General features: G+C 39.2%; 25 protein-coding genes and 1 pseudogene. 21 read left to right on the forward strand and 5 right to left on the reverse strand.

The features are described 5' to 3' along the window. Nucleotides 1–124: 124 nt before the first annotated feature. Entirely contained in the window at nt 125–1,087 is a 963-nt protein-coding gene (locus tag C9J36_RS03290; protein ID WP_107942227.1) for a 2-hydroxyacid dehydrogenase, read from the forward strand. 76 nt (nt 1,088–1,163) lie between these two features. Beyond that, entirely contained in the window at nt 1,164–1,610 is a 447-nt protein-coding gene (locus tag C9J36_RS03295) for a YlbF/YmcA family competence regulator (RefSeq protein ID WP_066169689.1), read from the forward strand. A 285-nt stretch (nt 1,611–1,895) separates the two neighbouring features. On the opposite strand, the gene C9J36_RS03300 is transcribed toward C9J36_RS03295, so the two are convergent. Continuing rightward, the gene (locus C9J36_RS03300) at nt 1,896–2,801 is read right to left on the reverse strand and encodes a glycerophosphodiester phosphodiesterase family protein (protein WP_107942228.1); all 906 of its coding nucleotides are present in this window, start codon (nt 2,799–2,801) and stop codon (nt 1,896–1,898) included. Between the two features lie 387 nt (nt 2,802–3,188). Between C9J36_RS03300 and C9J36_RS03305 the strand changes: the two genes are divergently transcribed. Further along, nucleotides 3,189–3,461, forward strand: a complete 273-nt coding sequence (locus tag C9J36_RS03305) for a YlbG family protein (RefSeq protein ID WP_066169696.1) — start codon at nt 3,189–3,191, stop codon at nt 3,459–3,461. Here the strand turns inward: C9J36_RS03305 and C9J36_RS03310 are convergent. Continuing rightward, complete coding sequence (locus C9J36_RS03310) at nt 3,456–3,851, reverse strand: DUF7147 family protein (protein ID WP_107942229.1); 396 nt, start codon at nt 3,849–3,851, stop codon at nt 3,456–3,458. The genes C9J36_RS03305 and C9J36_RS03310 overlap by 6 nt on opposite strands. Before the next feature lie 55 nt (nt 3,852–3,906). On the opposite strand from C9J36_RS03310, the gene C9J36_RS03315 reads away from it, so the two are divergent. Genes C9J36_RS03315 through coaD form a run of 3 tightly spaced genes read left to right on the forward strand, consistent with a single transcriptional unit; the run spans nt 3,907 to nt 6,448 of the window. Then, entirely contained in the window at nt 3,907–5,334 is a 1,428-nt protein-coding gene (locus tag C9J36_RS03315; RefSeq protein ID WP_107942230.1) for an RNA polymerase II, read from the forward strand. 57 nt (nt 5,335–5,391) lie between these two features. Beyond that, the gene (gene rsmD, locus C9J36_RS03320) at nt 5,392–5,967 is read left to right on the forward strand and encodes a 16S rRNA (guanine(966)-N(2))-methyltransferase RsmD (protein WP_066169706.1); all 576 of its coding nucleotides are present in this window, start codon (nt 5,392–5,394) and stop codon (nt 5,965–5,967) included. Then, on the forward strand, nt 5,963–6,448 hold the full coding sequence (gene coaD / locus C9J36_RS03325) for a pantetheine-phosphate adenylyltransferase (RefSeq protein WP_201261917.1): 486 nt from the start codon (nt 5,963–5,965) through the stop codon (nt 6,446–6,448). Before rsmD ends, coaD begins: the two co-directional genes overlap by 5 nt. A 349-nt stretch (nt 6,449–6,797) precedes the next feature. Here the strand turns inward: coaD and C9J36_RS03330 are convergent. Next, nucleotides 6,798–7,382: pseudogene (locus C9J36_RS03330) on the reverse strand (transposase); the annotation flags it as partial. Between the two features lie 351 nt (nt 7,383–7,733). Continuing rightward, on the reverse strand, nt 7,734–8,522 hold the full coding sequence (locus tag C9J36_RS03335; RefSeq protein WP_235616003.1) for a hypothetical protein: 789 nt from the start codon (nt 8,520–8,522) through the stop codon (nt 7,734–7,736). A gap of 198 nt (nt 8,523–8,720) precedes the next feature. On the opposite strand from C9J36_RS03335, the gene C9J36_RS03340 reads away from it, so the two are divergent. Then, on the forward strand, nt 8,721–9,758 hold the full coding sequence (locus C9J36_RS03340; protein ID WP_107942231.1) for a SepM family pheromone-processing serine protease: 1,038 nt from the start codon (nt 8,721–8,723) through the stop codon (nt 9,756–9,758). A 228-nt stretch (nt 9,759–9,986) separates the two neighbouring features. On the opposite strand, the gene C9J36_RS03345 is transcribed toward C9J36_RS03340, so the two are convergent. Further along, on the reverse strand, nt 9,987–11,186 hold the full coding sequence (locus C9J36_RS03345; protein WP_107942232.1) for a nucleotidyltransferase: 1,200 nt from the start codon (nt 11,184–11,186) through the stop codon (nt 9,987–9,989). 207 nt (nt 11,187–11,393) lie between these two features. Here C9J36_RS03345 and C9J36_RS03350 point away from each other — a divergent pair, with 207 nt between their 5' ends. From C9J36_RS03350 to C9J36_RS03415, 14 genes are all read left to right on the forward strand, one after another. Then, nucleotides 11,394–11,927, forward strand: coding sequence for a YceD family protein (locus tag C9J36_RS03350; RefSeq protein WP_107942233.1), 534 nt, complete (start codon nt 11,394–11,396; stop codon nt 11,925–11,927). A 23-nt stretch (nt 11,928–11,950) separates the two neighbouring features. Next, entirely contained in the window at nt 11,951–12,124 is a 174-nt protein-coding gene (gene rpmF, locus C9J36_RS03355; RefSeq protein WP_066169728.1) for a 50S ribosomal protein L32, read from the forward strand. A 149-nt stretch (nt 12,125–12,273) separates the two neighbouring features. Beyond that, nucleotides 12,274–13,038, forward strand: coding sequence for an enoyl-CoA hydratase/isomerase family protein (locus C9J36_RS03360; protein WP_107942234.1), 765 nt, complete (start codon nt 12,274–12,276; stop codon nt 13,036–13,038). 469 nt (nt 13,039–13,507) lie between these two features. Continuing rightward, nucleotides 13,508–13,885, forward strand: a complete 378-nt coding sequence (locus C9J36_RS03365) for a transcriptional regulator (RefSeq protein WP_066169734.1) — start codon at nt 13,508–13,510, stop codon at nt 13,883–13,885. A 250-nt stretch (nt 13,886–14,135) separates the two neighbouring features. Next, on the forward strand, nt 14,136–14,348 hold the full coding sequence (locus tag C9J36_RS03370; protein WP_066169737.1) for an acetyl-CoA carboxylase biotin carboxyl carrier protein subunit: 213 nt from the start codon (nt 14,136–14,138) through the stop codon (nt 14,346–14,348). Between the two features lie 21 nt (nt 14,349–14,369). Then, nucleotides 14,370–15,905: an acyl-CoA carboxylase subunit beta gene (locus C9J36_RS03375; protein WP_066169740.1), complete on the forward strand. Its 1,536-nt coding sequence runs from the start codon at nt 14,370–14,372 to the stop codon at nt 15,903–15,905. 93 nt (nt 15,906–15,998) lie between these two features. Next, nucleotides 15,999–16,904: a ketopantoate reductase family protein gene (locus C9J36_RS03380; protein WP_107942235.1), complete on the forward strand. Its 906-nt coding sequence runs from the start codon at nt 15,999–16,001 to the stop codon at nt 16,902–16,904. Beyond that, entirely contained in the window at nt 16,901–17,290 is a 390-nt protein-coding gene (locus C9J36_RS03385; protein WP_066169750.1) for a DUF3397 family protein, read from the forward strand. Before C9J36_RS03380 ends, C9J36_RS03385 begins: the two co-directional genes overlap by 4 nt. Nucleotides 17,291–17,480: 190 nt before the next feature. Continuing rightward, nucleotides 17,481–19,097, forward strand: a complete 1,617-nt coding sequence (gene bshC, locus C9J36_RS03390; protein WP_107942236.1) for a bacillithiol biosynthesis cysteine-adding enzyme BshC — start codon at nt 17,481–17,483, stop codon at nt 19,095–19,097. Between the two features lie 176 nt (nt 19,098–19,273). Next, on the forward strand, nt 19,274–19,705 hold the full coding sequence (mraZ, locus tag C9J36_RS03395; protein WP_066169755.1) for a division/cell wall cluster transcriptional repressor MraZ: 432 nt from the start codon (nt 19,274–19,276) through the stop codon (nt 19,703–19,705). A gap of 21 nt (nt 19,706–19,726) precedes the next feature. Then, nucleotides 19,727–20,665 (forward strand): 16S rRNA (cytosine(1402)-N(4))-methyltransferase RsmH, encoded by a 939-nt coding sequence (gene rsmH, locus C9J36_RS03400; protein ID WP_107942237.1) that lies wholly within the window; start codon nt 19,727–19,729, stop codon nt 20,663–20,665. Between the two features lie 15 nt (nt 20,666–20,680). Further along, nucleotides 20,681–21,067 carry a cell division protein FtsL gene (gene ftsL / locus C9J36_RS03405; RefSeq protein ID WP_066169761.1) on the forward strand — a complete coding sequence of 129 codons (387 nt, stop codon included), beginning with the start codon at nt 20,681–20,683 and terminating at the stop codon, nt 21,065–21,067. Further along, on the forward strand, nt 21,064–23,271 hold the full coding sequence (locus C9J36_RS03410) for a penicillin-binding protein (RefSeq protein WP_201261885.1): 2,208 nt from the start codon (nt 21,064–21,066) through the stop codon (nt 23,269–23,271). Before ftsL ends, C9J36_RS03410 begins: the two co-directional genes overlap by 4 nt. A gap of 85 nt (nt 23,272–23,356) precedes the next feature. Further along, nucleotides 23,357–25,285: a stage V sporulation protein D gene (locus C9J36_RS03415; RefSeq protein ID WP_107942239.1), complete on the forward strand. Its 1,929-nt coding sequence runs from the start codon at nt 23,357–23,359 to the stop codon at nt 25,283–25,285.

Below are 25,285 nucleotides of genomic sequence, written 5' to 3' on the forward strand. Positions count from 1 at the left end.
TCTGAATCTATTAAATAAAGAAAAGCAAAGGAAATACCTTATCGGGAAATATCTAAATATTCAGAGTACCTTTGCTTGTTTTTAATTTCTGCTCTAATATGTGCTTAATGGGGAGGTTTTTTATTTGAAAAAGAAATTATTAATTACGCGCAAATTACCCGCTCATATTGTTGAGCCGTTAGGCGTTTATTATGATATTGCCGAATGGCGTGAGGAGGAAGCTAGCATGCCGCGCCAAAAGCTATTGGCGTCTGTTAAGGATTGTGAGGCTTTGTGGGTGACATTAGCTGATAAAGTGGATGCAGAGCTTTTAGCACATGCACCGAATTTAAAAATAGTAAGCACATTATCAGTGGGCTTTAATAATATTGATATAAACGCGCTGCGCGGTCGAGGTATTATTGCAACTAATACACCAGATGTTCTAACGGAAACAACTGCTGATTTAGTGTTTGCTTTGCTGTTAGCAACTGCTAGAAGAATTCCAGAGGCAGAGCGTTATTTGCGGGAAGGACAGTGGGAAGGCTGGTATCCTTTACAGCTTGTTGGTAAAGATGTAGGAGGGGCGACGATTGGTATTATCGGCTTAGGACGCATCGGACAAGCTGTAGCGCAAAGAGCATTAGGCTTTAATATGAAAGTGTTATATTATAATCGCAGTCGAAAAATAGCTGTTGAAGAGCAATACGGTTTTCATTATAGGGTATTTGAGGATGTATTAAAGGAAGCTGATTTCATCGTGCTAATGACACCCTATAGCGAGGCAACAAAAGGGCTGATTGGGGAACGGGAGCTAGCATTAATGAAGGATGATGCTGTACTAATTAATGCGGCTCGTGGAGGCATTATTGATGAAGTAGCTCTTTATCATGCATTAAAAAATGGAAAGCTATGGGCAGCAGGTCTAGATGTTTTTGAACAAGAGCCAGTCGATTTACAGCATCCCCTGTTAACATTGCCGAATGTTGTGGCCTTACCGCATATCGGCAGTGCCTCCTTGCAAACGAGAACAGCAATGATGAACTTAAATGTTCAAGCGCTATGTGCATATGCACGGGGAGAACAGGTGTTGAATAGAATCAATTAATTCGGATTGAAAAATCATTCCAATTCCATACAATCTATATTTCTGTTATGATAATGACAGACTGGAGGAAAAAAGAATGTTAATGACTTCTGAATGGGCATTTATTTTAGATGAAGCGGATGAGCTAAGTGCAATGATTCTTTCCTCAGACCCAGTAAAAAGGCTGAAGGATGCATATACAGCCGTTTATACAGATGGCAAGCTAGCTAGTCAAATTCAAGCATTTGGGCGAATGAAGGAGCATTATGAGGATGTGCAGCGCTTCGGTAAGTATCACCCAGATTATCATACAATTATGAAGAAAATACGAGAACAAAAGCGTGCACTTGATCTTGATGATCGTATTGCGGCTTTAAAGCTTGCTGAAAATGATGTGCAGGATTTATTAGACGAAGTTAGTTTAATAATAGGACGCTCGGTTTCTGAAGCAGTGAAGGTGCCAGTTAGCAATCCGTTCTTTAATAGTGGTAGTAGCTGTGGCGCAGGCTGCGGCACGGGCGGAAGCTGCTCTTGCTCGGCATAAAACAACCTATCCGTGGGGGATTTTTCACCCTACGGTTTTTTTTATTTAATTTTTTTAGTGTACTTGCTGTAACCATAGATTCAAAGAGGCTATTTCAAAAGTCGAACTTCTTCGTGGTGCAGTGAAAATGCAGCTTTAAATTTTAAATTAAAAAAAGCTACTAAACCTAGTGTTTATCCCATTTTCTAAGAAATTACTTGCTATTTTATCTAGTGACTCCTTTGCTGAAACATTACCGAAAACGTCCCAAAAGCAGGCTATGCACGGTTTTTGGGACGCTTTTTTCTACTCTTTATATTTCAATAAAATCGGCTCTGCTAAATCTGGACGGTCCGTAACAATGCCTTGTGCACCTGTGCGTACTAGGCGGCTCATTGTAACTAAATCATTTACTTCCTTAAAGAAAATAGCAACATTTAGTCCGTTTAAAAATTGCATAAATCTTGTTGAATCAAACGGAATGAGTGCTGATTTTGTTGGGACAGTAAAAACATCCACTTTTGGGTTGAATAAATGTCCAAATTGGCTTGTAAAAGATGTATAAGCTTTTGTCGCTTCTCCTTCGCCCGCCCCTAAGACAATTTGGTTTTGCGCATACAAATTAAAGCGTTCAATTTGTTCATTATAGGCACTTGTTACGATAACTTGTGAAGCAAGGTCAAATTCTTCAATAATGCGCCATAGCTTCGAAGGAATTAAACTACCTTCATATGTGTCTGGGCTATCTTGAATATTTAAAATTAATTTTTTATCTTGATATTTTTCTAATACTTGCTGTAATGTCACAACTGAAATATGCTCATTAGCAAATGGCTTATGACCTTCTAAATTCTCAAATTTTTCGCCGAAATTAATTTCTTGAAGCTCAGCTAGTGTGAAATCTTTCACGAAGCCAATAGCAGTAGATGTGCGCTCTAATGTTTCGTCAGTAAAAACGATAATTTCCTCGTCCTTCGTCAAGCGCAAGTCAATATAGAAGCCATCCACACCGAGTTCAGCAGCCCTATCGAATGCAGCTAATGAATGCTCTGGTGCTAAATGTGCGCCTCCGCGATGAGCAAAAATTAGTGGTCTTCCTTGTAATAAATCTTTCGTTTGACGTTTTCGTGGTTTTACAACTGCTTTAGAGCCAGCCCAAATTGCTGCGCTCGCTGCCGCAATTGCAATGGCAACTTTCGCTTTTTTCCCCATATGTCTTCTTCCTCCTCAGATTTTTACCTTAATCATTGTGAACTGAAAACAAATAAGCTGTATAGAAAATATTTTATCAAAATAAGCCTATTAATGCTTATTATAGCTGAAAATGCTACCTACTGTCTAAACTCTGTTGCTATCAAATAAGACATTTGGTATGCTTTTATCATGATTTAGCTTTTAAATGCTTACCTCTATAAGGGGTGAGATAAAAGCTTTATTGGTGCTTCATTCAGCGTATGTATAAACATTTGCTGATAGTGTAAAATAGCAGACTGAATAACGATAGCGTGACCAAGACCAGACTTGCGGCGGATGTCACACACTTAAAAATCTAAGTTAAATTTTATCGCAGTATAATCGATAAAGAAAAGAGGGGAATTTATGAACGAAAGGCAAGGGCTCATTGTGTATGTTAATCAATTGAAGCATGCTAAATCTTTACGTAAATACGGTCATGTTCATTATATCTCTAGAAGATTAAAATATGTCGTGATGTATTGTCAGCGCGAGGATATTGAGCTAGTTAAAAATAAATTACAACGCCTTCCATTTGTGAAAGACGTTGTTGAATCCTTCCGTCCGTTTTTGAAAACGGAATTTGAAAATGCTAAGCCTGATAAAGCGAAGGAATATGATTATAAATCAGGTTTATAGTGCGTGCATTGCAGGAATGTAATGATTTAAGCGCAAAATACCAATTAAATATTGGTAAAATAAAGTTGTTTCGGTAAAGTTAGAAGAATGCTTTACTTCAAGATAGTGTATTTGCTGATTTGCTTGCGCGGAAGCCTGTTTAAAAATTTCTAGACGTTGCGCTAGCTTTTCTTCATTGTAAGGAATACCTTCGCGACATATATATATCGGCATGAATTTACTCTCTTGCGCTGGCTGTAATGCAACGGCAAGCGAGGCGTACATTTTCCCTTCCTTCTTTGAAGTAAATATAAATGTACGGTGGATACGTGCTTTATTTGTATTTAATAGCTCACAAAGCTCAAATACATCGCCATAGCCTTGTCCTAATTCGATAAATTGTTGAATCATTGTAAGTCACACCCTTTCCACACATAATAGTATCATGATGCAGGAGGATGAGCACATGAAATTTGCCATTGGTTTTTTTGTTGTTTTAGTAGGCACAATCAGTGCATTGCTTTTTATGCAATTCCAAGTTTATTCAGATCATCTTGATTTGGAGGAGCAAACATTTAGCTATTCACAGGAAATTGAAATTGTTTATCGCGGCGAAAGCTTAGATATTCGTCATCATTTTAAAAATTTACCGAATGAGGAAATAGCGATTAGCTGGCCGAGCAAGGCTGAAAATCCAAATTGTTTTATCGAAACAGAGTATAGCTGTGCGCGTTTAAGTGAAGATTTAACAGCTTTTCATAGCGGTGAAAATCGCACACAATCACTATCATACATAATCCCTTTAGCGGGGGGACTGAAATCTAATCACCTGATGGAGGATTTATTTATTAAATTGAAAAATGGGGCTGTTAAGTTTTCAACAGTACATATTTCAACTGATAGTGATATTGGTGGGCAGTGGGTAACTGGATTACCGTTAATCGGTCAACAATCATTATCACTTGTCAATTATTCCATGTTTAGTGGAGAGGGTGAAGTGCAGGACCTTTATTGGAAGGCAAATAATTTGGCATTACAGCATGTGACAGAGACGATTTCTGTTTACGCGAAAGACCCAACTTCTACAGCCTTTAATGACAATTTAGCAAAGTTAGAATTTTTAAATGATGAGCATATTGCCGTTGTAGAGGGGGAAAATAACTCAGATTCACAAGGCAAGCGCATTTTATTTTTGCCGCAGATAACAACGCAGCAAATTCAGCAGCATGTCATATTTGCACAATTAAATGCGATGTATGACTTTGTTGATACACCAAGGTGGCTGAAGGAAGTTATGGCAAGTTATTTAACAGGTAATACCTTTGGCGGCGAGCGCGCAACGACAATTGTTCAAACATTGACAAATCAAATGTCGGACGAGCAACTGAAAAATTGGTTGCATCAGTTGCAAGCATTGCAAGGTCAGCAAGTGTCGCCAAATGTACTAGATGAAGCATTATCTACGGTATTTGGCATTCATACATCCTACTTCTCATTAAATGTGGATTCTAAGGAAATATTCCCATTTTTATTCAATGATAAGCGGGTTATTTATTTAGATGGAGAGCAATTAGACGCAGTGGATGTTATTTTTAAAGATGGGCTTGTATTATACTCAGCACAAAGCTTGCTGAATGGGCTAGGCTATAGTGCGGAAAAAGGTCAAAGAGGTTTTTATGTTGAAAGTGCAACACGCGCTTTCAGATTCCCAAATGAGCCAGGCTTCTACGTATTTAATGAGCGACGTTATAATACAGTTTCAGAGCCTATTGTACAGGTGGCTGGGCAATATTATATTGAGGAATCGTGGCTACAGCGCCTGTTTTTAGTAGAAATTCAGAAAACAGAGCAAAATATTAATTTGCTTTCTGTTGGGTTACAGTCGAGTGAATAAGTGATGTTCCAATTTAGGCACAATATCGTTAATAAGGAATAAAGGTTTGGTGAAAATATGCGCGTCGTAGCAGGACAACGAAAAGGGATGCCATTAAAGGCGATAGACGGTACAACAACAAGACCGACAACAGATAAAGTAAAGGAATCTATTTTTAATATAATCGGACCATATTTTGATGGTGGTATTGCGCTAGATTTATTTGCTGGTAGTGGGGGTCTAGGGATAGAGGCGCTTAGTCGAGGCGTAGACCAAGCCATTTTTGTTGAGAAAGATGGAAGAGCTTTTCAAGTATTACAGGAAAATATAAAAAAATGCCGCTACGAGAACAATACGGAGCTTTTTCGAACAGATGCGATACGCGCAGTAAAAGGCTTATTAAAACGAGAAATTGTGCTCGATTATGTATTTGTAGATCCACCTTACCATAAGGATGTATATTATGATTTAGTGATGCAGCTTGTGGAAAACGGAAAAATAACAAAGTCAGGTATCATCGTCTGTGAGCATGCCAAAGAGGTAGCACTGCCTGAAAATTATGGTCCATTTCAATTAATAAGACAAGAAACATATGGGGCAGCGGTTGTATCAATTTATCGTTATGTGCAGGAAGAGGGAGAAACAATTGATTGAAAAAATTGCAGTAGTACCTGGTAGCTTTGACCCGATAACGAACGGGCACTTAGATATTATTAATCGGGCAGCAGATGTTTTTGATATCGTGTATGTAGGGGTGCTCAATAATTCATCAAAAAATCCGTTATTTACGATTGATGAGCGAATTCAGTTAATTAAGGAAATAACGAAGGAGCGACCCAATATTCGCGTGGAAAGCTCCTCAGGCTTATTGGTTGATTATGCGAAAGAAAAAGGGGCGCAGGCAATCGTACGAGGCTTGCGTGCGGTATCGGATTTTGAATATGAAATGCAAATTACATCGATGAACCGTGTGCTTGATGAAAATATCGAAACATTTTTTATTATGACAAAAAATCAATATTCCTTCTTAAGCTCAAGCATTGTGAAGGAAGTAGCGAAATACGGGGGCGATATTGGAGAGCTTGTGCCACCAATTGTCGAGCAGGCACTAAAAGAAAAATTTAGCGGAAAATAAATAAGGCTGTCCAAAAAGCTGTGCATAGCCGGCATTTTGGACAGTAGCGATAATATTTGGAAAAATGCTGACTTAACTAAACAGAGAAGGCATCTTTTAAAAGCGGAATGAACATTGGCTTTAACAGTGTTCACCCTCAGTAAAAGTGGAGCGCTGAAAACTTTTATTTTAATGTGCTGTCAAAACAAAATAGACTTTTCGGATATACCTAAAGCCAATGTTTATCAAACTTTCAAAGAAAGCCCCCTTATCCAATAGGCCACTGAAAAACTTATAAGTGAATGTAATGTTAAAAAGGAGTTGATTCGTTCAAATTTGAACGAATCAACTCCTTTTTCAGTGGTATTTCTTACTCTGCTTCCTTCATTAAGGTTATAATTCTTTTGAGATTCACGGCGAATATGGTTGTTGCTCCTTGTATTTGCATACCAAATAGACCCGCGGAATTGGCTGTTTCATACCCGTGTCTATGTTTCAACTCACTATTTTTCGCCTCAATTTTATAGCGCGATGTTGCTTTTTCTTTAAATTCATCGCTATTTTGAAACGCTTCCTGCTCTTCATGTTCTGTTGATTTAATCGTTACGGAATAGGTTTTACTTTTCGCACCTTCCTTGTAACAACCTTCACGTAACGGGCAAACCTTACATTTTTCAATATCAAAGTAGTAAGTTTGTGCTTGGTTTTGCCCTTGGTTTTTCTTTCCTGTCCGTGCTGTTCGAATAGCCATATGCCCTGCTTTACAAACATACATTCCTGCATCTTTATTGAATTCAAACTCATCTTCTTTAGCTCGACTTCCATGTGTGATTCGCGGATTTAATTTCGATACTAATTGAAGCTCGTTTTCTTTCGCATAGCGAATATTATCCTTCTCTGAATAAGCTGCATCCTCAATCACTGTATCAATTTCCATACCTGTTTCCTGACTCTTTACATTTGATAACGCTACTATATAATAAAACAGCGATGTATTCCCAATTTAAATTAGGAATGAATCGCTGTTTTTAAAGTATTATTTTATCTATGAAAGCTACTTCGTTGATTGGAGTGTAGGGCGCCGACTCCTGTGGGATTAGCGGGACAGGTGAGACCCCGCAGTGGAGCGAAGCCTCACCGCCCGCCCCACGGAAAGCGTGCGCTCGGAACGGAAATCAACCGTTTTAGCGTAATACCGATTCATGGGGACTTTTTCAGTGGCCTATTATCCAAAGCCTTCATTTTATAAAAACACCAATACTAGCATCTAAAATGCGGGCACCCGCACGGCATTTTAGACGCCCCTTCACCATAAAAAAATCAACCAATACAATGCAGGAACAATGGCTATATAAAGAAGGCGCATATATATATATGGACGAAAGGCAATCGCATTTGACTTAGCAATTACGAGTACTTGCATATGGATGCTTAAACTTTGTGCGGTTAACCCTGTTACGAGCGCTAATAAAAGTAGTTTGCCTTGATAATTTTGCTGCATTAATTGCAAACCATTTGTCATTTCAAGTAAGGACGCAAAGAAAATTTGTAAATTGTTATTCAATGTGAATAAATGATTCATACTATGCAATAAAACAGCATAAATCGTTGTGAAAAAAACGATGGTTGCACAGACGACTAATACAGTTGGCACACTATCTTTAATACTGTGCGCAAAAGCATGACGCGCGGTAACGGAATGTGCTGATTGCCGATTTTTTTGATGTGGCAAAAAGAAATAAACGATGCAAAGTAGTATGAGTGAGAAAATATGTAGCACAATTAAATATTGCCATCCAATTGTGACGTCATGGATTAAATCTAAACTGACAAAGCCTATGACAAAGAGAGGGCTTGGACAGTGGCAAATACCGAGTAAAATAGCCGCCTCCTTTTGCGATAGCTCCTGTGATTTAGCGAGCTGAGCAATGGCTGCCGCACCTGTTGGAAAGCCGCCTAAAGCACTAATCACATATGTTTTTATATATAATAAAAAAGGGTGTGTTGTATATTTTCCTGTAATGCGTATAAGCCAGCTTGTTAAAATTAAATACGGTAATAAATATGGAAACAAAGCTTCCATAAATAAATGCACACCTAAATCTGCTCCTTCATGTGCGACACCAGGAAAAAGAAGGAGTAAAATAATTAATATAAAACAAATAAAAATAGCAAAAAAATGTGTAATAACATCAACTCTTTTCAATATTTTGTGAAGTTTTGCCGCAAGTGTTACACTAACTATATGCATTTAGGCTATTTAATAGTCGTAGGTAAAAGGAGTCGGGGCGTCATGAAAAAGAGATTAGCCATTATTGTAGCGGCTTTTGTCGTGTTTAGTTTTTTAATGTTTTATAAGCTTGATTCATACATTATGAGCCCTGGAAGCGCATATGATGTCAGCGAATTTGTAAAAGTTCAAAACGGCGATACAGAGGATGGGGGAACGTTTAATTTAATGACTGTATCCATGATGAGGGCGACACCTATTTTGTATGCTATTGCTTTTTTTAAAGAGCATCAGGAAATTATGCAACTAAATACAGTACGCCAAAATGAGGAAGATGATGAAGAATATAATATTCGTCAATTGAAGCTAATGACGGATTCACAATTTAATGCGCTTTATGTAGCTTTTTCAAAAGCTGGACTAGACTATCAGATTACGTTGAAAGGGGTCTATGTATTAAATGTTTTAGCAGGGGGCGCTGCTGATGGCATTATAAAAGCAGGCGATGAAATTGTGGAAGTCGATGGTCAGCGTATTCAAAGACAATCTGAGCTAATAGAAATGATTAGCAAAGCACAAAAGGATGACCTTGTGGAGCTTGTGATTAATCGCAACAATGAATTATTAACAAAAAATGTACAATTAAAAGAGATTCCCGAATCGGAAGGTCGCATAGGGCTAGGAATTACGTTTACAGAAAGTAAATCAATCAAAACAGACCCGAAAGTGAATATCGATGCTGAAGATATTGGTGGACCATCTGCTGGTTTAATGTTTACATTAGAAATTTTAAATCAATTGCTGGATGAGGATTTGACAAAAGGCTATGCGGTTGCTGGCACAGGTGAGATGTATGAGGACGGCACTGTCGGGCGTATTGGTGGCATCGAGCGTAAAGTAGTTGCGGCTGACCGTGATGGTATGGAAATTTTCTTTGCGCCTGATGATGAGATTACGGAAGCAATGCTACAATATAATCCGAAAATCGAATCAAACTATGAAGCCGCAGTTAAAACAGCTAAGGATATTGGGACAAAAATGAAAATTGTCCCAGTAAAAACGATTGATGATGCATTAGCTTATTTACAAGCTTTGGAGTAGGGAGATGGCGTCCAAAAAACCGTGCAGTTGCCGGTATTTTGGACGCTTTTGTTGGTGTTTTGGGAAAATGATTGATTATGAAAATAGAGTGCTTTCCTTGATTAGGAGAAAAACATGGGCTTTAACGGCGTTTCTCTTAAGTAAAAGAGGAGAGATGCAAATAATGCATTGCTAAAATAAAATGGGTCCCTTAAAGAGAATAGCGTTGGAAATGTGATAAGTCACGCTTTACAGTCGGATAGGCGGTATATTATAGTCATCGCCTATGCCCCGGCTTGTAAGGCCTTGCTGATAGATTGTCGTCGCTCGTATATCAAGCGTTAACATATCGTTTTGCATAGCGGCAACTCGGCTGACAAGAGGCAATATCATGTGCTTTTTATGCATCGATAAATAATGTTGACCACTTTCTGTCATACCAAGTAAACGGATATAGGATGGCTCTGTATAGGCATGTAGCTGTTGCTTCGTAATACCTGTATAAATATGCGTTAACATTCTTTGCAAACGTGTCCAAGTGTAGCGTTTCGATTTTATTTTATTCATAAAATCGCTAAATGAGGCTGCGCCTTTTGCATGTTTAATTAGTGCATACTCAATTCCCTCGGACACATCTGCGAACGTAGTGAGCTGCTCTGGTGTGTAGCGTAAAATAGTGAAGCGCAATAAGGGCCAAAATGTACTCCAGCTAGCAAACGCCGCATATGTTTGCTGCCAATCCTCTAGCAATGTGTATGTAGAGGATGGGACAAATTGCTCGACATCCTGTAAAGCTCGCTTGTTAAATAATGCTTGCCGTATTCCTGTAGCACTGGCGATTTGGCTATGCTTGTCAATCGCATCATAATAGCCTGCGCCTATGCGTGTAATGGTAAAAGGTTGTATTTCATTTTTCAGTAGGCTCACCGCTTCAATATAGTGGAAGCCCAAAATATTATTTGGTTTTGCTAAATCAATGTAAGTGCCGGGAAAGCGTTGCTGCAAAGTTGTATAAGCTTCCTGTAAAGCCTTTGGATAACTAATGCCTGTCGAGATTAAATCTTTAATAAGCGCATCATAAAGCGCTTGATTTTGTTGAATAAGTGTAAAGCTATCAAGGAATGGTTGAAGCCTCCCATCCTCACTACCGAAAGCAAATGTTTGACAGCCTACTGCACGAAGTAAAGAAATCGCACCATAGGCAAATTGCTTTGCTGGTGCAGTACTGAAAACATAAGGAAGTTCAATAACAAGGTCAATGCCATTTGCGAGAGCCATTTTCGTACGAGCCCATTTATCAACAAGGGCAGGTTCTCCTCGTTGTAAAAACTGCCCACTCATTACAGCGACAACTATATCGGCTCCTGTTAGTTTTTTTGCTTGCTGAACATGATAGGCATGTCCATTATGAAAAGGGTTGTATTCCACAACAACACCTACAGCTTTCATATCCTCCCACCTCACAATCAATAGAATTTAGCTGCTAATTGTATAATATACACATTATAAGTGGTAAAATGAAATTGATAAAGTAAACCTTCAAATTAGGACCTTTATTCAGTATCAATGGATTTTCATAGAGTGACAAGAAATTATCTTGACATCTAATTTAGAAATCTATATAATCAACATTGTTGTCTAAGAGGTGATTAATGAATGAAATGGTCAATTCATCAACTGTCGAAATATCGTCAAGACGGACTTCCGCTTGATGCCCAAATTCAATTGGACGAAGTGAAGACACGTAACAAAGATATTCGAGCAATCTCACCCGCACATGTAAAAGGGCTATGCACATTCGGTGCATCGCAAATGACTTGTCAATTTACATTAAGTGCGACATTAACTCTTCCTTGTGCAAGAACATGGGAAGATGTTGAATTTCCGATTGAAATTGATGCAGTTGAAGTATTTAGCTGGATTGATGAAGATAAGCGTGGCGATTTAGACGGAGATATACATTATATCGATGGTGAAGTAATCGACATGAAGCCAGTATTAGAGGAATTAATTCTTCTTGAAATACCGATGCAAGTATTTAAAGAAAATACCGAAGGACAAGTGCACGGTGGTAAAAGCTGGACTTATACAACGGATGAAGATGTAGCTCTTAGTCGTAAAGATGACGAACCAAAGGTGGATCCAAGACTGGCTGATTTAGCTAAGTATTTTGATCAAACAGATGAATAACTATCTGTAAGGAGGTGCCAATAATGGCTGTACCATTTAGAAGAACTTCTAAAACTGCAAAAAGAAAGCGTCGTACGCATTTCAAATTATCTGTACCTGGTATGGTAGCTTGCCCAAACTGTGGTGAACATAAATTAGCTCACCGTATTTGTAAAGCTTGCGGACACTATAAAGGTAAAGAAGTAGTAGCGAAATAATTCAGTATTCCGCTATATGAAGGCGAATGAAGAGGCCATGGCTCTTCATTCGCCTTTTTTCATTTGTTATCATCCGTTGTCAAATGAAGGAATATTCGCTACGATACAATTAATGGGTAAGATGTATAAGTAGACTGGGGGAAGGGATAATGTCATATTTATTTGAAAATAAAGACGGGATTGCAACATTTACAATCAATCGTGAAGAAAAAAGAAATGCTGTGAATGATGAGGTGATGGATGGCCTACAAGAAGCAATTACATATATAGAGCAAAGGAAGGATGTACGCTTTTTCGTTATTACTGGAGCTGGTGAAAAATCATTTTGCTCAGGTGGAGATTTATCCGTTTTTCATGCATTAGAAACGGAGGACGAGGCTTTCGGAATGCTTAGCAAAATGGCAAAAATATTGTATAAGCTTGCTACATTATCTGTGCCAACGATTGCCTTAATCAATGGAACAGCAGTAGGTGGCGGCTGTGAAATCGCTACAGCCTGTGATTTCCGTTTGATTGCTCGTCATGCAAAGGCGGGCTTTATTCAAGGGACACTTGCGATTACGAGTGGCTGGGGTGGCGGTACATATTTGTTTGAAAGAGGATTGCGCCATGACCGTGCGTTAAAAATGCTTGTCGATGCACAGGCCTACGAAGCACAAAAGCTCTATGAGATTGGCTGGGCTATGCGAGTTTTTGAAGGAACAAAGCAAGAGGCATTGGCAGATTTTATAGAAGATATGCGTAAAATTCATCCTGCCGTGCATCAAGCATATAAAGAAATTGAGCTACGTAAATGGCGAGAGCGCAATATGTATGAGCGTGTAATGGAAGAAGTATGCACTTGCGCGAAGCTATGGGAAAGCGAAGCACATCACCAAGCGGTAAATAGCTTTCTAACAAAATCGAAAAAGTAAATGAAGGAGTCGTCTACAAAGCTATTTTGAGACGGCTCTTTTTTGACGGAGAGTATATGCAGGAGGCGATGGTTTTAGCGAATATTTAACTTCTTTCAGGAGTTGTCCGAAAAGTCCATTTTTTTGACACCGCATTGAAATAAATGTTTTCATCGCTTCCCCTTTACTAAAGGATAACGCTGCTAAAACTAATGTTCATCCCATTTTTAAAAGAGGCGTTTTCTGTTTAAATGAATCAACATTTTGTGAAAAATCATCGCTCCTGTACAAAATGCCGGCTATGCACGGCTTTTTGGACTGCTCCGTCCTAAAGAGTTAGCTAAGTTGTAATTGATAAGGTGCAAACGATAGGAAGGTATCAAGGAGTATGAAAATATGGAAAGGCTTGTCGTTTGATATTTTCGATAGAATTAAGATTCTATTTCCTCATCTGCTGCATATAGTAGTAAAAAAATAAGAGGTGATAGAGATGGAAGCAAAAAGAAGAAAAGACCAATGGACAATTGCTGATGATGAAAAATTAGCGGAAATTGTTATTCAATTTGTGCAAAATGGAAAAACACAGCTTGAGGCGTTTGAGGAAGCAGCAACCGTGTTAAATCGCACGAAGCAGGCATGTGGTTTTCGTTGGAATAAAACATTGCGAGCGCAATATGGGCAAATGCTTGGCAATGTAAAGAAGAGACCAAAGCAGTTAATGCGTAGTCATTTAAAGCTTGCTTTAACGAGCTTTGAGGAACTTACCGAAGCTTATGGGCAGCTAGAATTAAAATATCATGAGTTACAAACAGAGCATGAGCGCCTTCTTAAATGGTTAAAACAAGGCGTGCAGTTTACTCAAAAATAACTGCTAGCACAGCCTGTTTTAATAGAAAATAGAGTGCTTGCTATCAATGAAGCTTATGCATGATAGCCTCGCAAAGCTTGCGCAAGAAAATCTCTGCAATCCACTACAAGTCTATTTTCATTTTATAAAAGCTTGAAGGTTATATGAAATGAATCTAAAGAAAAAATGAAAAATAGTTGGAATCAATTATACGAGTGGCGTACAATAAAGAGGAACAGCTTTGTTCAATTACACAAAGGGGGATTTTCAAATGACACAAGTAAAGGCACCAATGGCAGGTACAGTTTTCGAGGTAAGTGTAAAAGAAGGAGATGCTGTAACTGTTGGACAAACATTAATCATCTTAGAATCGATGAAAATGGAGATTCCATGTGAAGCAGAAGTTGCTGGTACTGTAAAGAAAATACTTGTAGCAGAGGGCGATTTTATTGATGAAGAGGCGGTCCTTGTAGAGCTAGAATAGTGCTGCGAAGAGGTGAAAAAAATGACAAAACAATATAATGAACAGCTACAGCAAAAAATTGATGCAATTTATGCTGGTGGCGCACAAAAATATCACGATAAACTAGTGGAAACAAATAAATTATTTGTACGCGAGCGTTTGGCTTTGTTATTCGATGATGGGCAATATGAAGAGGATGGTCGCTTTGCCAATTGTGAAGCAGGGGACTTACCTGCGGACGGCGTTGTGTGCGCTATCGGGAAAATAAACAATGAAACAGTTTGCGTTATGGCGAATGACTCAACAATTAAAGCAGGCTCATGGGGCTCACGCACAGTTGAAAAAATTATTCGCATTCAGGAAACGGCAGAAAAACTACAAGTGCCGATGTTATATTTAGTCGATTCAGCAGGAGCACGTATTACCGACCAGCTTGAAATGTTCCCAGGACGACGTGGGGCAGGGAAAATATTCCACAATCAAGTGAAAATGAGCGGTTTTGTTCCGCAAATCTGTATTTTATTTGGTCCTTCCGCAGCAGGTGGCGCTTATATTCCGGCGTTTTGCGATATCGTCATTATGGTTGAAGGTAATGCCTCTATGTATTTAGGTTCACCACGTATGGCGGAAAAGGTTATTGGTGAGAAGGTAACATTAGAGGAAATGGGCGGAGCGCATATGCATTGCTCAGTAAGTGGCTGCGGGGATGTTTTAGCCACATCTGAACAAGAGGCAATCGGGCTAGCGAGACAGTATATTAGTTATTTCCCAAGTAATTTTGCGCAATTGCCACCTCTACAAGAGGCGATTCAGCCTGTTGCGGGACGAACATTGGAGGAAATTATTCCAGAAAACCAAAATGCGCCGTTTGATATGTATGAATGCATTGACCAATTAATTGATGAAAATAGCTTCTTTGAAATTAAAAAGCTGTTTGCACCTGAATTAATTACAGGCTTAGCAAGAATTGACGGGCAAGTCGTGGGCATTATTGCGAATCAGCCAAAAGTAAAAGGTGGCGTGCTATTTGTCGATTCGGCAGATAAAGCTGCGAAATTTATAACATTATGTGATGCGTTTTCGATTCCGCTACTGTTTTTAGCAGATGTACCTGGCTTTATGATTGGTACAAAAGTAGAGCGAGCGGGTATTATAAGACATGGGGCTAAGCTAATTTCAGCGATGAGCTCTGCAACAGTGCCTAAAATTTCTGTTATTGTGCGCAAAGCATATGGGGCAGGTCTTTATGCGATGTGTGGACCAGCATTCGAGCCGGATGTATGTATCGCACTTCCGACAGCACAAATTGCTGTAATGGGTCCTGAGGCAGCCGTAAATGCGGTATATTCAAATAAAATTGAAGCAATTGAAGACCCGAAAGAGCGTATGCAATTTGTAAAAGAAAAAATCGAAGAATACAAACGAGAAATCGATTTATATAAGCTGGCTTCGGAGCTTGTTATCGATGATATTATTGCGCCGGGGGATTTACGCGACACATTAGTGAAGCGCTTACATTATTACGGTTCAAAGCAAGTGTTACCACCGTACCGTAAGCATCCTGTTTATCCAGTTTAATAGTGCAATGTAAAGCTGCTCTGAAAGTAGGAGCAGCTTTTTAGGTGCCAGGCACGCAAACAATTCTGACAATTTGAGATGGAGGGTGAGTGGATGAGATGTGTTTATGTAATTGGTGCGGGTGCGGTAGGCTTGTTAATAGCAAGCTTTTTACGTAAGGCGGGTTATGCGGTAACGGTTGTGACAAGGCGGGAGGAGCAGGCGGTAGAAATTCGTACATATGGGGTTACGCTTTTTCAGATGGATGGGCAGCAGCGGAATTTTGAGGTTGATGCTGTGACGGAGCGACAGTTAGTTGTTGAGGAAGGAGCGATGGTTATTGTTGCGACTAAGTATGATGCTTTGCAGGCTCTTTTACCAACATTGACGACGTTATCGGATGTTCCGCTATTATTTATGCAAAACGGCTTGCTGCATTATGAGCAAGCGCTAGCGCTGAAGCAGCAGCATATAATGTTTGGGTCCGCACAATTTGGCGCGGAGAAAGTTGGTGAGACAACGGTTTATCATCGTGGGATAGGCGTTTTGAAATTAGCGGTTGGGCGAGGAAATGATGACTTTATTCGGATTTTTGAGGCTGCTTGTAATGAGGCATTTTTCATAGAACAATTGCAGGATGCTGAGCAAATGCTGTTAGAAAAAGCGCTGCTCAATTGTTTTGTAAATCCGTTAACGGCACTTTTGCAAGTGAGAAACGGGCAATTAATTCATAATGAGTATGCGTATCATCTATTGCAGCAATTGTATACGGAGTTAATGCAGGCATTTCCATATATGCAGCAGAAATTTCCGTTTCAGACCGTTTATCAACTATGTGAACGTACTGCAAATAATATATCGTCGATGCTAGCAGATAGACAAGCAGGACGCAAATCGGAAATTGAAACGATTGTTGGTGCCATTATGAAAAAAGCTGAGAAAATGGGTGCAGATGTGCCAACGCTTAGCGTGTTATACTATTTATTATTAGCGATAGAGGAGAGCGGTGAAAAAATGTGAAGTTTTTGGCTTTTTTAATAGCAATAATTATTATTTGCCCTTTAATTGCACTTATTATCACTTATTTTATATGTCGAAAGCTGCGTTTTAGCAATGTAAAAGCATTTGGTTTAGCTGCGGATATTGCTACATTATTGTTATTTTTCTCAGTTCCAATAGCTGTCGCAAGCATTTGGAGTGTTTCGATTGTTATTCCACTTATTATCATTGCTATTTTTATAGCAATTACCTTTACATACATTGATTGGCGAACGAAAAAAGAAATTGTCGTGCCGCAATTACTAAAAAAAATATGGCGTGTTTATTTTATACTGCTGAGCATAAGTTATTTTTTGGTGTTCATTGCTGGATTAACATTAAATATATTGGAGTATGTCGCTGTGTAAGCAAATTCTTTTTCGAAATGCCACAGAACGTATACAATGTAGTAAGTTATCTTATGCAAAAAATGCTTTTGCCGAAGATTGATACAGAAGAGGCCTGTCAATAGAGATGGTGAGATGAATATTTTGAATAGCTTTCATAGTAAGAGGCATATCATTTAGAAGTTAGTAAGGGATAGAGAGGGTTTTCATAATGAAGCTGGAACAAAACGTTTTACCAGTACAAAATAAAATATTAGCACAGTATTGGGATAAGCAATCTACTATACATAATTTTTTTGATTACGTATATAGTGATGATGCTTTTCACGCACGCGCGCAATATTTAACGACAAAAACATATGACACAGCACAATTAAGCAAAATCATTCAGCTATATATGACGCCGTTTGGTTTATCGGAGGCATGTGAACGTCATTTAAAAGAGTTGGCAGAAGGAGCCTATGTCATTGTAGGAGGACAGCAGGCAGGGGTATTAACAGGACCACTCTATTCAGTGCATAAAGCCATTTCAGTTATTCTGCTTGCAAGACAGCAACGTGAAAAGCTTGGGAAGAAGGTCATTCCGCTATTTTGGATTGCTGGGGAAGACCATGATTTAGAGGAAATAAACCATACGTATACAACGGTGGATGCAACATTAAAGAAGCGTGTTTATAAAGAGCGCTCTAAGCGCAAAACAATGGCTTCTACAACAGCTATCAATAAAGAAGAGATGGAGTCATTTGTACGCACTGTTTTTGCAGACTTTGGAGAAAGTGAGTATACAAAAGATTTACTACATAATGTACTAACACATTTACACGCTAGCGATACGTTTACTGACTTTTTCACTGCATTGATGAATGAGCTGTTTGCAAAGTATGGCTTGCTTATGTTAGATGCAGCGTTTCCAGCATTCCGTCAATATGAGGCTGATTTTTTCGTAAGATTAATAGAGCATAATGAGGAAATTGCACAGGTCGTTGTAGCACAGGAAGAGGCGTTCAACCAAGCTGGTTATGGCAAGCCGATTGAGGCGGTGGTGAGCAATGCTAATTTATTTTTTGTACAGGGCGGCGAACGCTTTTTATTAGAAAGAAAAGACGGTTATTATACAAACGCACTTGGGTCTATTAAGCTGACAAAGGAGCAACTACTAGAAGTTGCGCGCCAAACACCTGAAAAATTAAGCAATAATGTTGTCACACGTCCTTTAATGCAGGAAATGACGATGCCAGTATTAGCTTTTGTTGGTGGACCGGGTGAACTAGCATATTGGGCGACATTAAAGCCAGCATTTTCTTTGCTGCATTTACAAATGCCTGTATTTGCTCCGCGACTGAATATTACTTTAGTGCCACGCACAGTCCAGCCATTATTAGCACAAAATGAGTTAACGGTGCTTGATGTAATGAAAGGGAAAGCAGAGCAACTAAAAAATCGTTTTATTGAAGAAGTGCAGGATGAAAATGCTAAAGAAAAGCTTGCTGAAATGCAGCGGAATTTGCTTGCTCAATATAATGAACTAGAGCAGTATTTACGAGAGCAGCAGTTAGATTTAAACAATATTATCGAAAAAAATAAACAATATCATTATAGACAATTTGATTATTTAGCAGCAAAAATTGGTCAAGAAATATTGGGTAAACATGATGTGAAAATAAAGCAGTTTAATCTGATGATAACAGAGCTTTTCCCTAACCAAAATTTACAGGAACGCTACTTTAATCCTTATCAATATTTGAACCTATATGGACCTACATTAGTGGGTAGTCTTATTGAACTAGATTTAGTTCCTTCTGACCAGCATAACTATATAACACTTTGATATAAAAAGGCTATTTCTATTGAGGAATAGCTTTTTTATATGCTTATATTATCAGTTCACCTCGTTGAAGTAAGGTCTATTTACGTAATTTCTTATTATAGGGGAAGAAATGCGAGGAATAGGTGGTGAAAAGTGGGGGCTTGTGGTACATTAATTAGTAAAGTGGGGTGAGTAGCATGTTCATGGGGGAATACGTGCATTCCGTTGATGTAAAGGGGCGTCTCATAGTGCCTTCGAAATTTCGAGAAGCGCTAGGTGAAACGTTTGTCATTACACGTGGATTGGACAACTGTATTTTTGGTTACCCTATGGATGAATGGCGAAAGCTTGAAGAAAAATTAAAAAACTTACCGATGACAAAAAAGGATGCACGTGCATTTGCGCGTTTCTTCTTTTCAGGTGCAACGGAGGTTGAGCTAGATAAGCAAGGTCGCATAAATATTCCAGCTACATTAATCCAATATGCAAATCTCGAAAAAGAGTGTGTTGTATTAGGTGTATCAAGCAGGATAGAGGTTTGGGCGAAGGAAGCTTGGGACACATACTATGATGAATCTGAAGCATCATTTAACGAAATAGCAGAAAATATGATAGGCTTTGATTTTTAAAGCGTTAAAGGAGTAAAGACTATGTTCAATCATACAACTGTATTATTGAAGGAGACGGTTGATGGGTTGAACATCAATCCTGATGGGGTATACGTGGATTGCACATTAGGGGGCGCTGGTCATAGCGAATACCTCGTACAGCAACTGTCTCCAAATGGAAAGCTTATTTGTTTTGATCAAGATATGACGGCAATTGAAAATGCAAAAGTGCGATTAGCAAAATATTTAGATCGTGTTACGTTTGTCCATGCAAATTTTAGATATGTAAAGGACGAGCTGTATGCACTAAATATTCAACAAGTAGATGGAATTTTATACGATTTAGGTGTATCTTCCCCACAACTCGATACACCAGAAAGAGGTTTTAGTTACCATCATGATGCGCCACTTGATATGCGCATGAATCAAAGTGCGGAATTAACAGCATTTCATGTAGTGAATGAATGGTCATACGAGGATTTAGTAAGAATCTTTTTCCGTTATGGCGAAGAGAAATTTTCAAAGCAAATTGCACGCAAAATCGAAGCAGCGCGAAAACTCTCTCCTATTGAAACAACAGGGCAATTAGTGGAACTAGTTAAAGAGGGTATACCAGCCGCGGCACGACGCACCGGAGGTCACCCTGCAAAGCGTGTATTCCAAGCAATTCGCATTGCTGTAAATGATGAACTTGGGGCAGCGGAGGATTCTCTCGTAGATGCGATTGATTTATTAACGATTGGTGGACGAATCAGTGTGATTACGTTCCATTCATTGGAGGACCGTCTTTGCAAGACAATCTTTAAAGAAGCTTCTTCATTACCAGAATTACCGCCTGGTTTACCAATCATACCAGAGGATATGAAACCAACACTAAAATTAATTACGAAAAAGCCGATTATACCTACGGATGAAGAGCTAGAAGCGAATAACCGTTCACGTTCAGCGAAGTTGCGCATCGCCGAAAAAATAAATAAATAAAGGAAGTGGATGACCATGGCAGTACGCGTAAGGCAACAACCGTATATTCAACAGCCAGTAATATCACCACAACCACAACAACCAGAAAAACAGCCTAGCAAAAAGACGAGCTACAAAAAACATAAAGGACTAATTTCTAAACGCGAAAAATTACTCTATATGTTATTCGTAATTATTGTAGCAATAATGGCAGTTGCAATCCTACATACACAAAGTAAAATCCAAACAACAAGTATGGAAATACAGCAAGTAGAAAAAGAAATCTCCGTAATTGCGAATGAAAATGTAGGCTTTAAAGTGCAGGTTAGTGAGTTGTCGGCTTATGAGCGAATTTTGAAAAAAGCACAAGAACTCGGTTTAACTCTTAACGAGAAAAATGTAAAGGTAGTGCCGGGAGAATGAAAAAGAGTACATTTCGTTTCCAAAAAGGAGCCTTCCTGATGTTTTTAATATACGGAGGGCTCTTTTTGTTATTATTTTGGCGCATTGTTCATTTGCAAACTGCCAATGAAGTTAATGGTTATTCATTGGAAGCTGAGGCGGCAGCTAAATATGCACGCGAAGTGCCGCTAGCAGCAAACCGGGGACGTATATTAGACCGCAATAATAATATTATCGCGGAAGATACATTGGCTTATAAGCTTGTCGCAGTCGTAAAAGAATCTGTGACGACAAATCCAGACAATCCGAAGCATGTTGTTGACCCAGCAGAAACAGCGAAAGTGCTAGCCCAATATATTTCGATGGAAGAGCAAGATATTTATAAAATATTGACGAGAGATGGAGATCCGTATCAAGTTGAGTTTGGAGCAGCTGGGCGCAAAATTAGCTATGATACGAGAATGGCCATCGCAGAGCACAAGCTACCAGGTATTATTTTTATAGAGGATACGAAGCGCTATTATCCAAATGGCCCATTTGCATCTCATTTAATCGGCTTTGCTTTAGAAGAAAAGCAGGAGGATAATACCTTTAAAACAGTTGGTAAAATGGGGCTGGAGTATACGTATAATGAAGAGTTGACGGGGACACCGGGCTCCATTTCCTATGATAGCGATATTAAAGGCTACTTATTGCCGAACAGTGAAAAAATGATTCAGCCTGCAAAAAATGGGGCGGAAATTTATTTAACATTAGATAAAACAATTCAAAACTTTTTGGAAGAAGCGATGACACAGGTTGACCAGCAATACCAACCTGAATCGATGACAGCTATTGTGGCTAATCCAAAAACAGGTGAAATTTTAGCAATGTCACAGCGTCCAACTTTTGACCCTGCAGATCGTATTGGCTTAGAAAGCAATTGGTTGAATGAAACGATTGAAAATGTCATTGAACCGGGGTCAACGATGAAAATTTTTACATTAGCAGCAGCTATTGATTCAGGCAATTGGCATCCAAATGCAACGTTCCGATCAGGTCAATATACGGTGTTAGACCGTACAATTCGTGACCATAACAGAGTGGGCTGGGGGGAAATTACTTATTTACAGGGCTTCCAGCGTTCCTCTAACACAGGAATGGCTCATATGTTAACAATTATGGGAGCAGATACTTTTTATAATTATTTAGATCGCTTTGGCTTCGGTCAAAAAACAGGGATTGATTTACCGGGGGAAGCGACAGGTACATTACTATCTAGGTATCCAATTAATAAAGTAACGACAACCTACGGACAAGGATCTACTGTGACACCAATGCAGTTGATTCAAGCTATGACTGCTATCGCAAATGAAGGAAAAATGATGCAACCATATGTAATCGATAAAATCGTTGACCCGAGTTCAGGAGAAATCATCTTAGATGATGAGCCGATTGTAAAAGGTCAGCCTGTATCAGCAGAAACAGCGCAGCAAGTGCGGGACATTCTAGCATCGACGGTAACGAGCGAAATTGGTACAGCAAAACGCTTCGCATTGGATGGTTATGAGGTTGCTGGTAAAACAGGGACAGCGGAAATTGCTAAAGAAAGTGGTGGAGGTTATTATTTTGGGAAAAATAATTATCTTTATTCATTTTTAGGAATGGCTCCAGTCGATGACCCACAACTTATTATGTATATAGCGGTCAAAAAGCCGAAGCTAGCTGAAACAGAGGGTGGCTCAGAGCCAACTTCCGCCGTATTTAAAATGGTTATGGAAAATAGCTTGAAATATTTCAATATTAATCCTGAAGAAGTTGCAGAAGTGCAAATGACAAAATTAGCTGATTATACGAAACAAACAGCTGAAAGTGCACAAGTAGAGCTAATTAATCAAGGGTTAACGCCAATCATCATTGGTGAAGGTGGACAAATTATTGAGCAATATCCAGTGCAAGGTTTGGAAGTAGCGAAAGGAAGCGTCATCTTTTTAAAGACAGATGGAACGATTACGCTTCCATCATTTATTGGTTGGTCATTACGCAATGTATTAATTTATAAAGCCTTATCTGGATTGTCAATTGAAATCGTTGGTGAGGGTTATGTAGATAGTCAAAGCGTTTCAGAAAATACACCTATTCAAGATGCAGCACCAATTGTTGTGAAGTTAAAGACACCTGAGGAATCCTTCGCTCCACAAGTAGAGGAGATGGATGAGGAGGGCGAGCAGCTACCGCAAGATTAAGTGCTAGTTAATAGAAACGTAATTGAGAGAAAGCTGAATAGAAGTCCACTTCTATACATACTTTGTTAAAAACGGAGAGTGTCGAATGAAGTGGATTTCACTGCCTTCCAAAAAACGTTTGAAGATTGTTATTTATGCATTTTTCTTATATGGACTGGCGATTATCGTCCGATTAATCTATGTACAAATTTTCCAACATGAACATTTAACAGAGCTAGCAAAGGCCAACTGGGATCGAGAAATTCCGTTTGTGACAGAGCGTGGAAGTATTGTAGATCGTGAAAATGAAATTATTGTAACGAATAAACTAGCACCGACCCTTTATTTTATTCCAAAGCAAAGCGATGATATTGCACTCGCTGCTAAGCAATTAGCATCTATTTTAAAGGCGGATGAAGCGGAATTGCTTGAAAAAATGCAAAAGCCTGCCTACTTAGTGAAGCTTGCGCCAGAAGGTAAAAACATTACGGAGGAGCAGGTGGAAGCAATACAAGCCTTGCGCATTAAAGGTGTTTATAGTGGAGTAGACTATATAAGACATTATCCATACGGCTCTTTGTTATCAAGATTTTTAGGTTTTACAGGCTATGATAATCAAGGTTTGGCTGGCGTTGAATATGAATATAATGAAATGCTAACAGGTAATAATGCTGCGATTCGCTTATTTACGGATGCTAAAAATATTGAAATGGCACATGTCGATGATGAGTGGAAAGAGGGGGCGGCAGGAGCAACAGTACAGCTAACGATTGATTTAACGATACAGCAAGTGATGGAACGAGAATTATCACAGGCGATGCAGCGCTATGATGCAGACCAAGCAATTGGTATTGCGATGAATCCGAATACGGGTGAGATTTTAGCGCTCTCCTCTTTCCCAACATATGACCCAGCAGATTTTAAAAATGTTGATTCAACGATTTACAATCGTAATTTGCCTGTTTTTATGACTTATGAGCCAGGTTCTACATTTAAAATTATTACGCTGAGTGCTGCACTAGAAGAAGGTGTTGTCGACCTTGAAAATGACCATTTTTATGACCCGGGCTACACCATGGTAGAAGGTGCACGTTTACGCTGCTGGAAACGGGAGGGGCATAAGGATGAGACTTTTTTAGAAGTTGTTGAAAACTCCTGTAACCCGGGCTTTATCGAGCTGGGACAACGTGTTGGTGCACAAAAGCTACTGCAATATATTAAAGATTTCGGCTTCGGGCAAAAAACAGGCTCTAATATAGCTGGTGAGGCGAGCGGCATCTTATTTTCGAAAGAGGCATTTGGGCCTGTTGAGCATGCGACTACATCCTTTGGTCAAGGTATCTCTGTGACACCAATTCAGCAAATGCAAGCTGTTGCAGCCGCAATAAATGGTGGTACCCTTTATACGCCATATGTTGTTTCAAGCATAGTCGCAGATGATGGAGAAGTGATTGTAGAAAATAAACCGGAGGCCAAACGCCAAGTAATAAGTGAACAAACATCCGCACAAGTGCGTCATGCATTAGAGTCTGTTGTAGCAAAGGGCTCTGGTAAGCAAGCATTTCGCGAAGGCTTGCGCATAGGTGGAAAAACGGGAACAGCACAAAAGGTAGAAAATGGACGATATAAAGAAGGGGATTATATTGTATCATTTATTGGCTTTGCCCCAGCAGATAACCCAGAAATTATCGTCTATGTAGCAATTGATAATCCGAAAAACCATTTGCAATTCGGCGGTCTGATTGCCGCACCGATTGTTGGGCAAATTATAGAAGATGTAGCACCGATTGTTGGCATTGAAAAATCACAAGAACAAATTGAAAAAGTAACGGTTTGGACAGATCCTATTATGGTAGAGGTAGCTGATTTTGTCGGGAAAACTGTGGATGAAGTAGTGCAGCAACACTATCCATTGACGATTGAGTGGCACGGTGAGGGAACGATTGTCTCCGAACAATTGCCTGCTGCGGGAAGTAAGCTTGAGCAGCAAGGAACATTGCATTTATATTTAACAGATGAAAAAAATGAAGATTGA

It is taken from the genome of Metasolibacillus fluoroglycofenilyticus (genome assembly GCF_003049645.1).
GTDB lineage: Bacteria > Bacillota > Bacilli > Bacillales_A > Planococcaceae > Metasolibacillus > Metasolibacillus fluoroglycofenilyticus.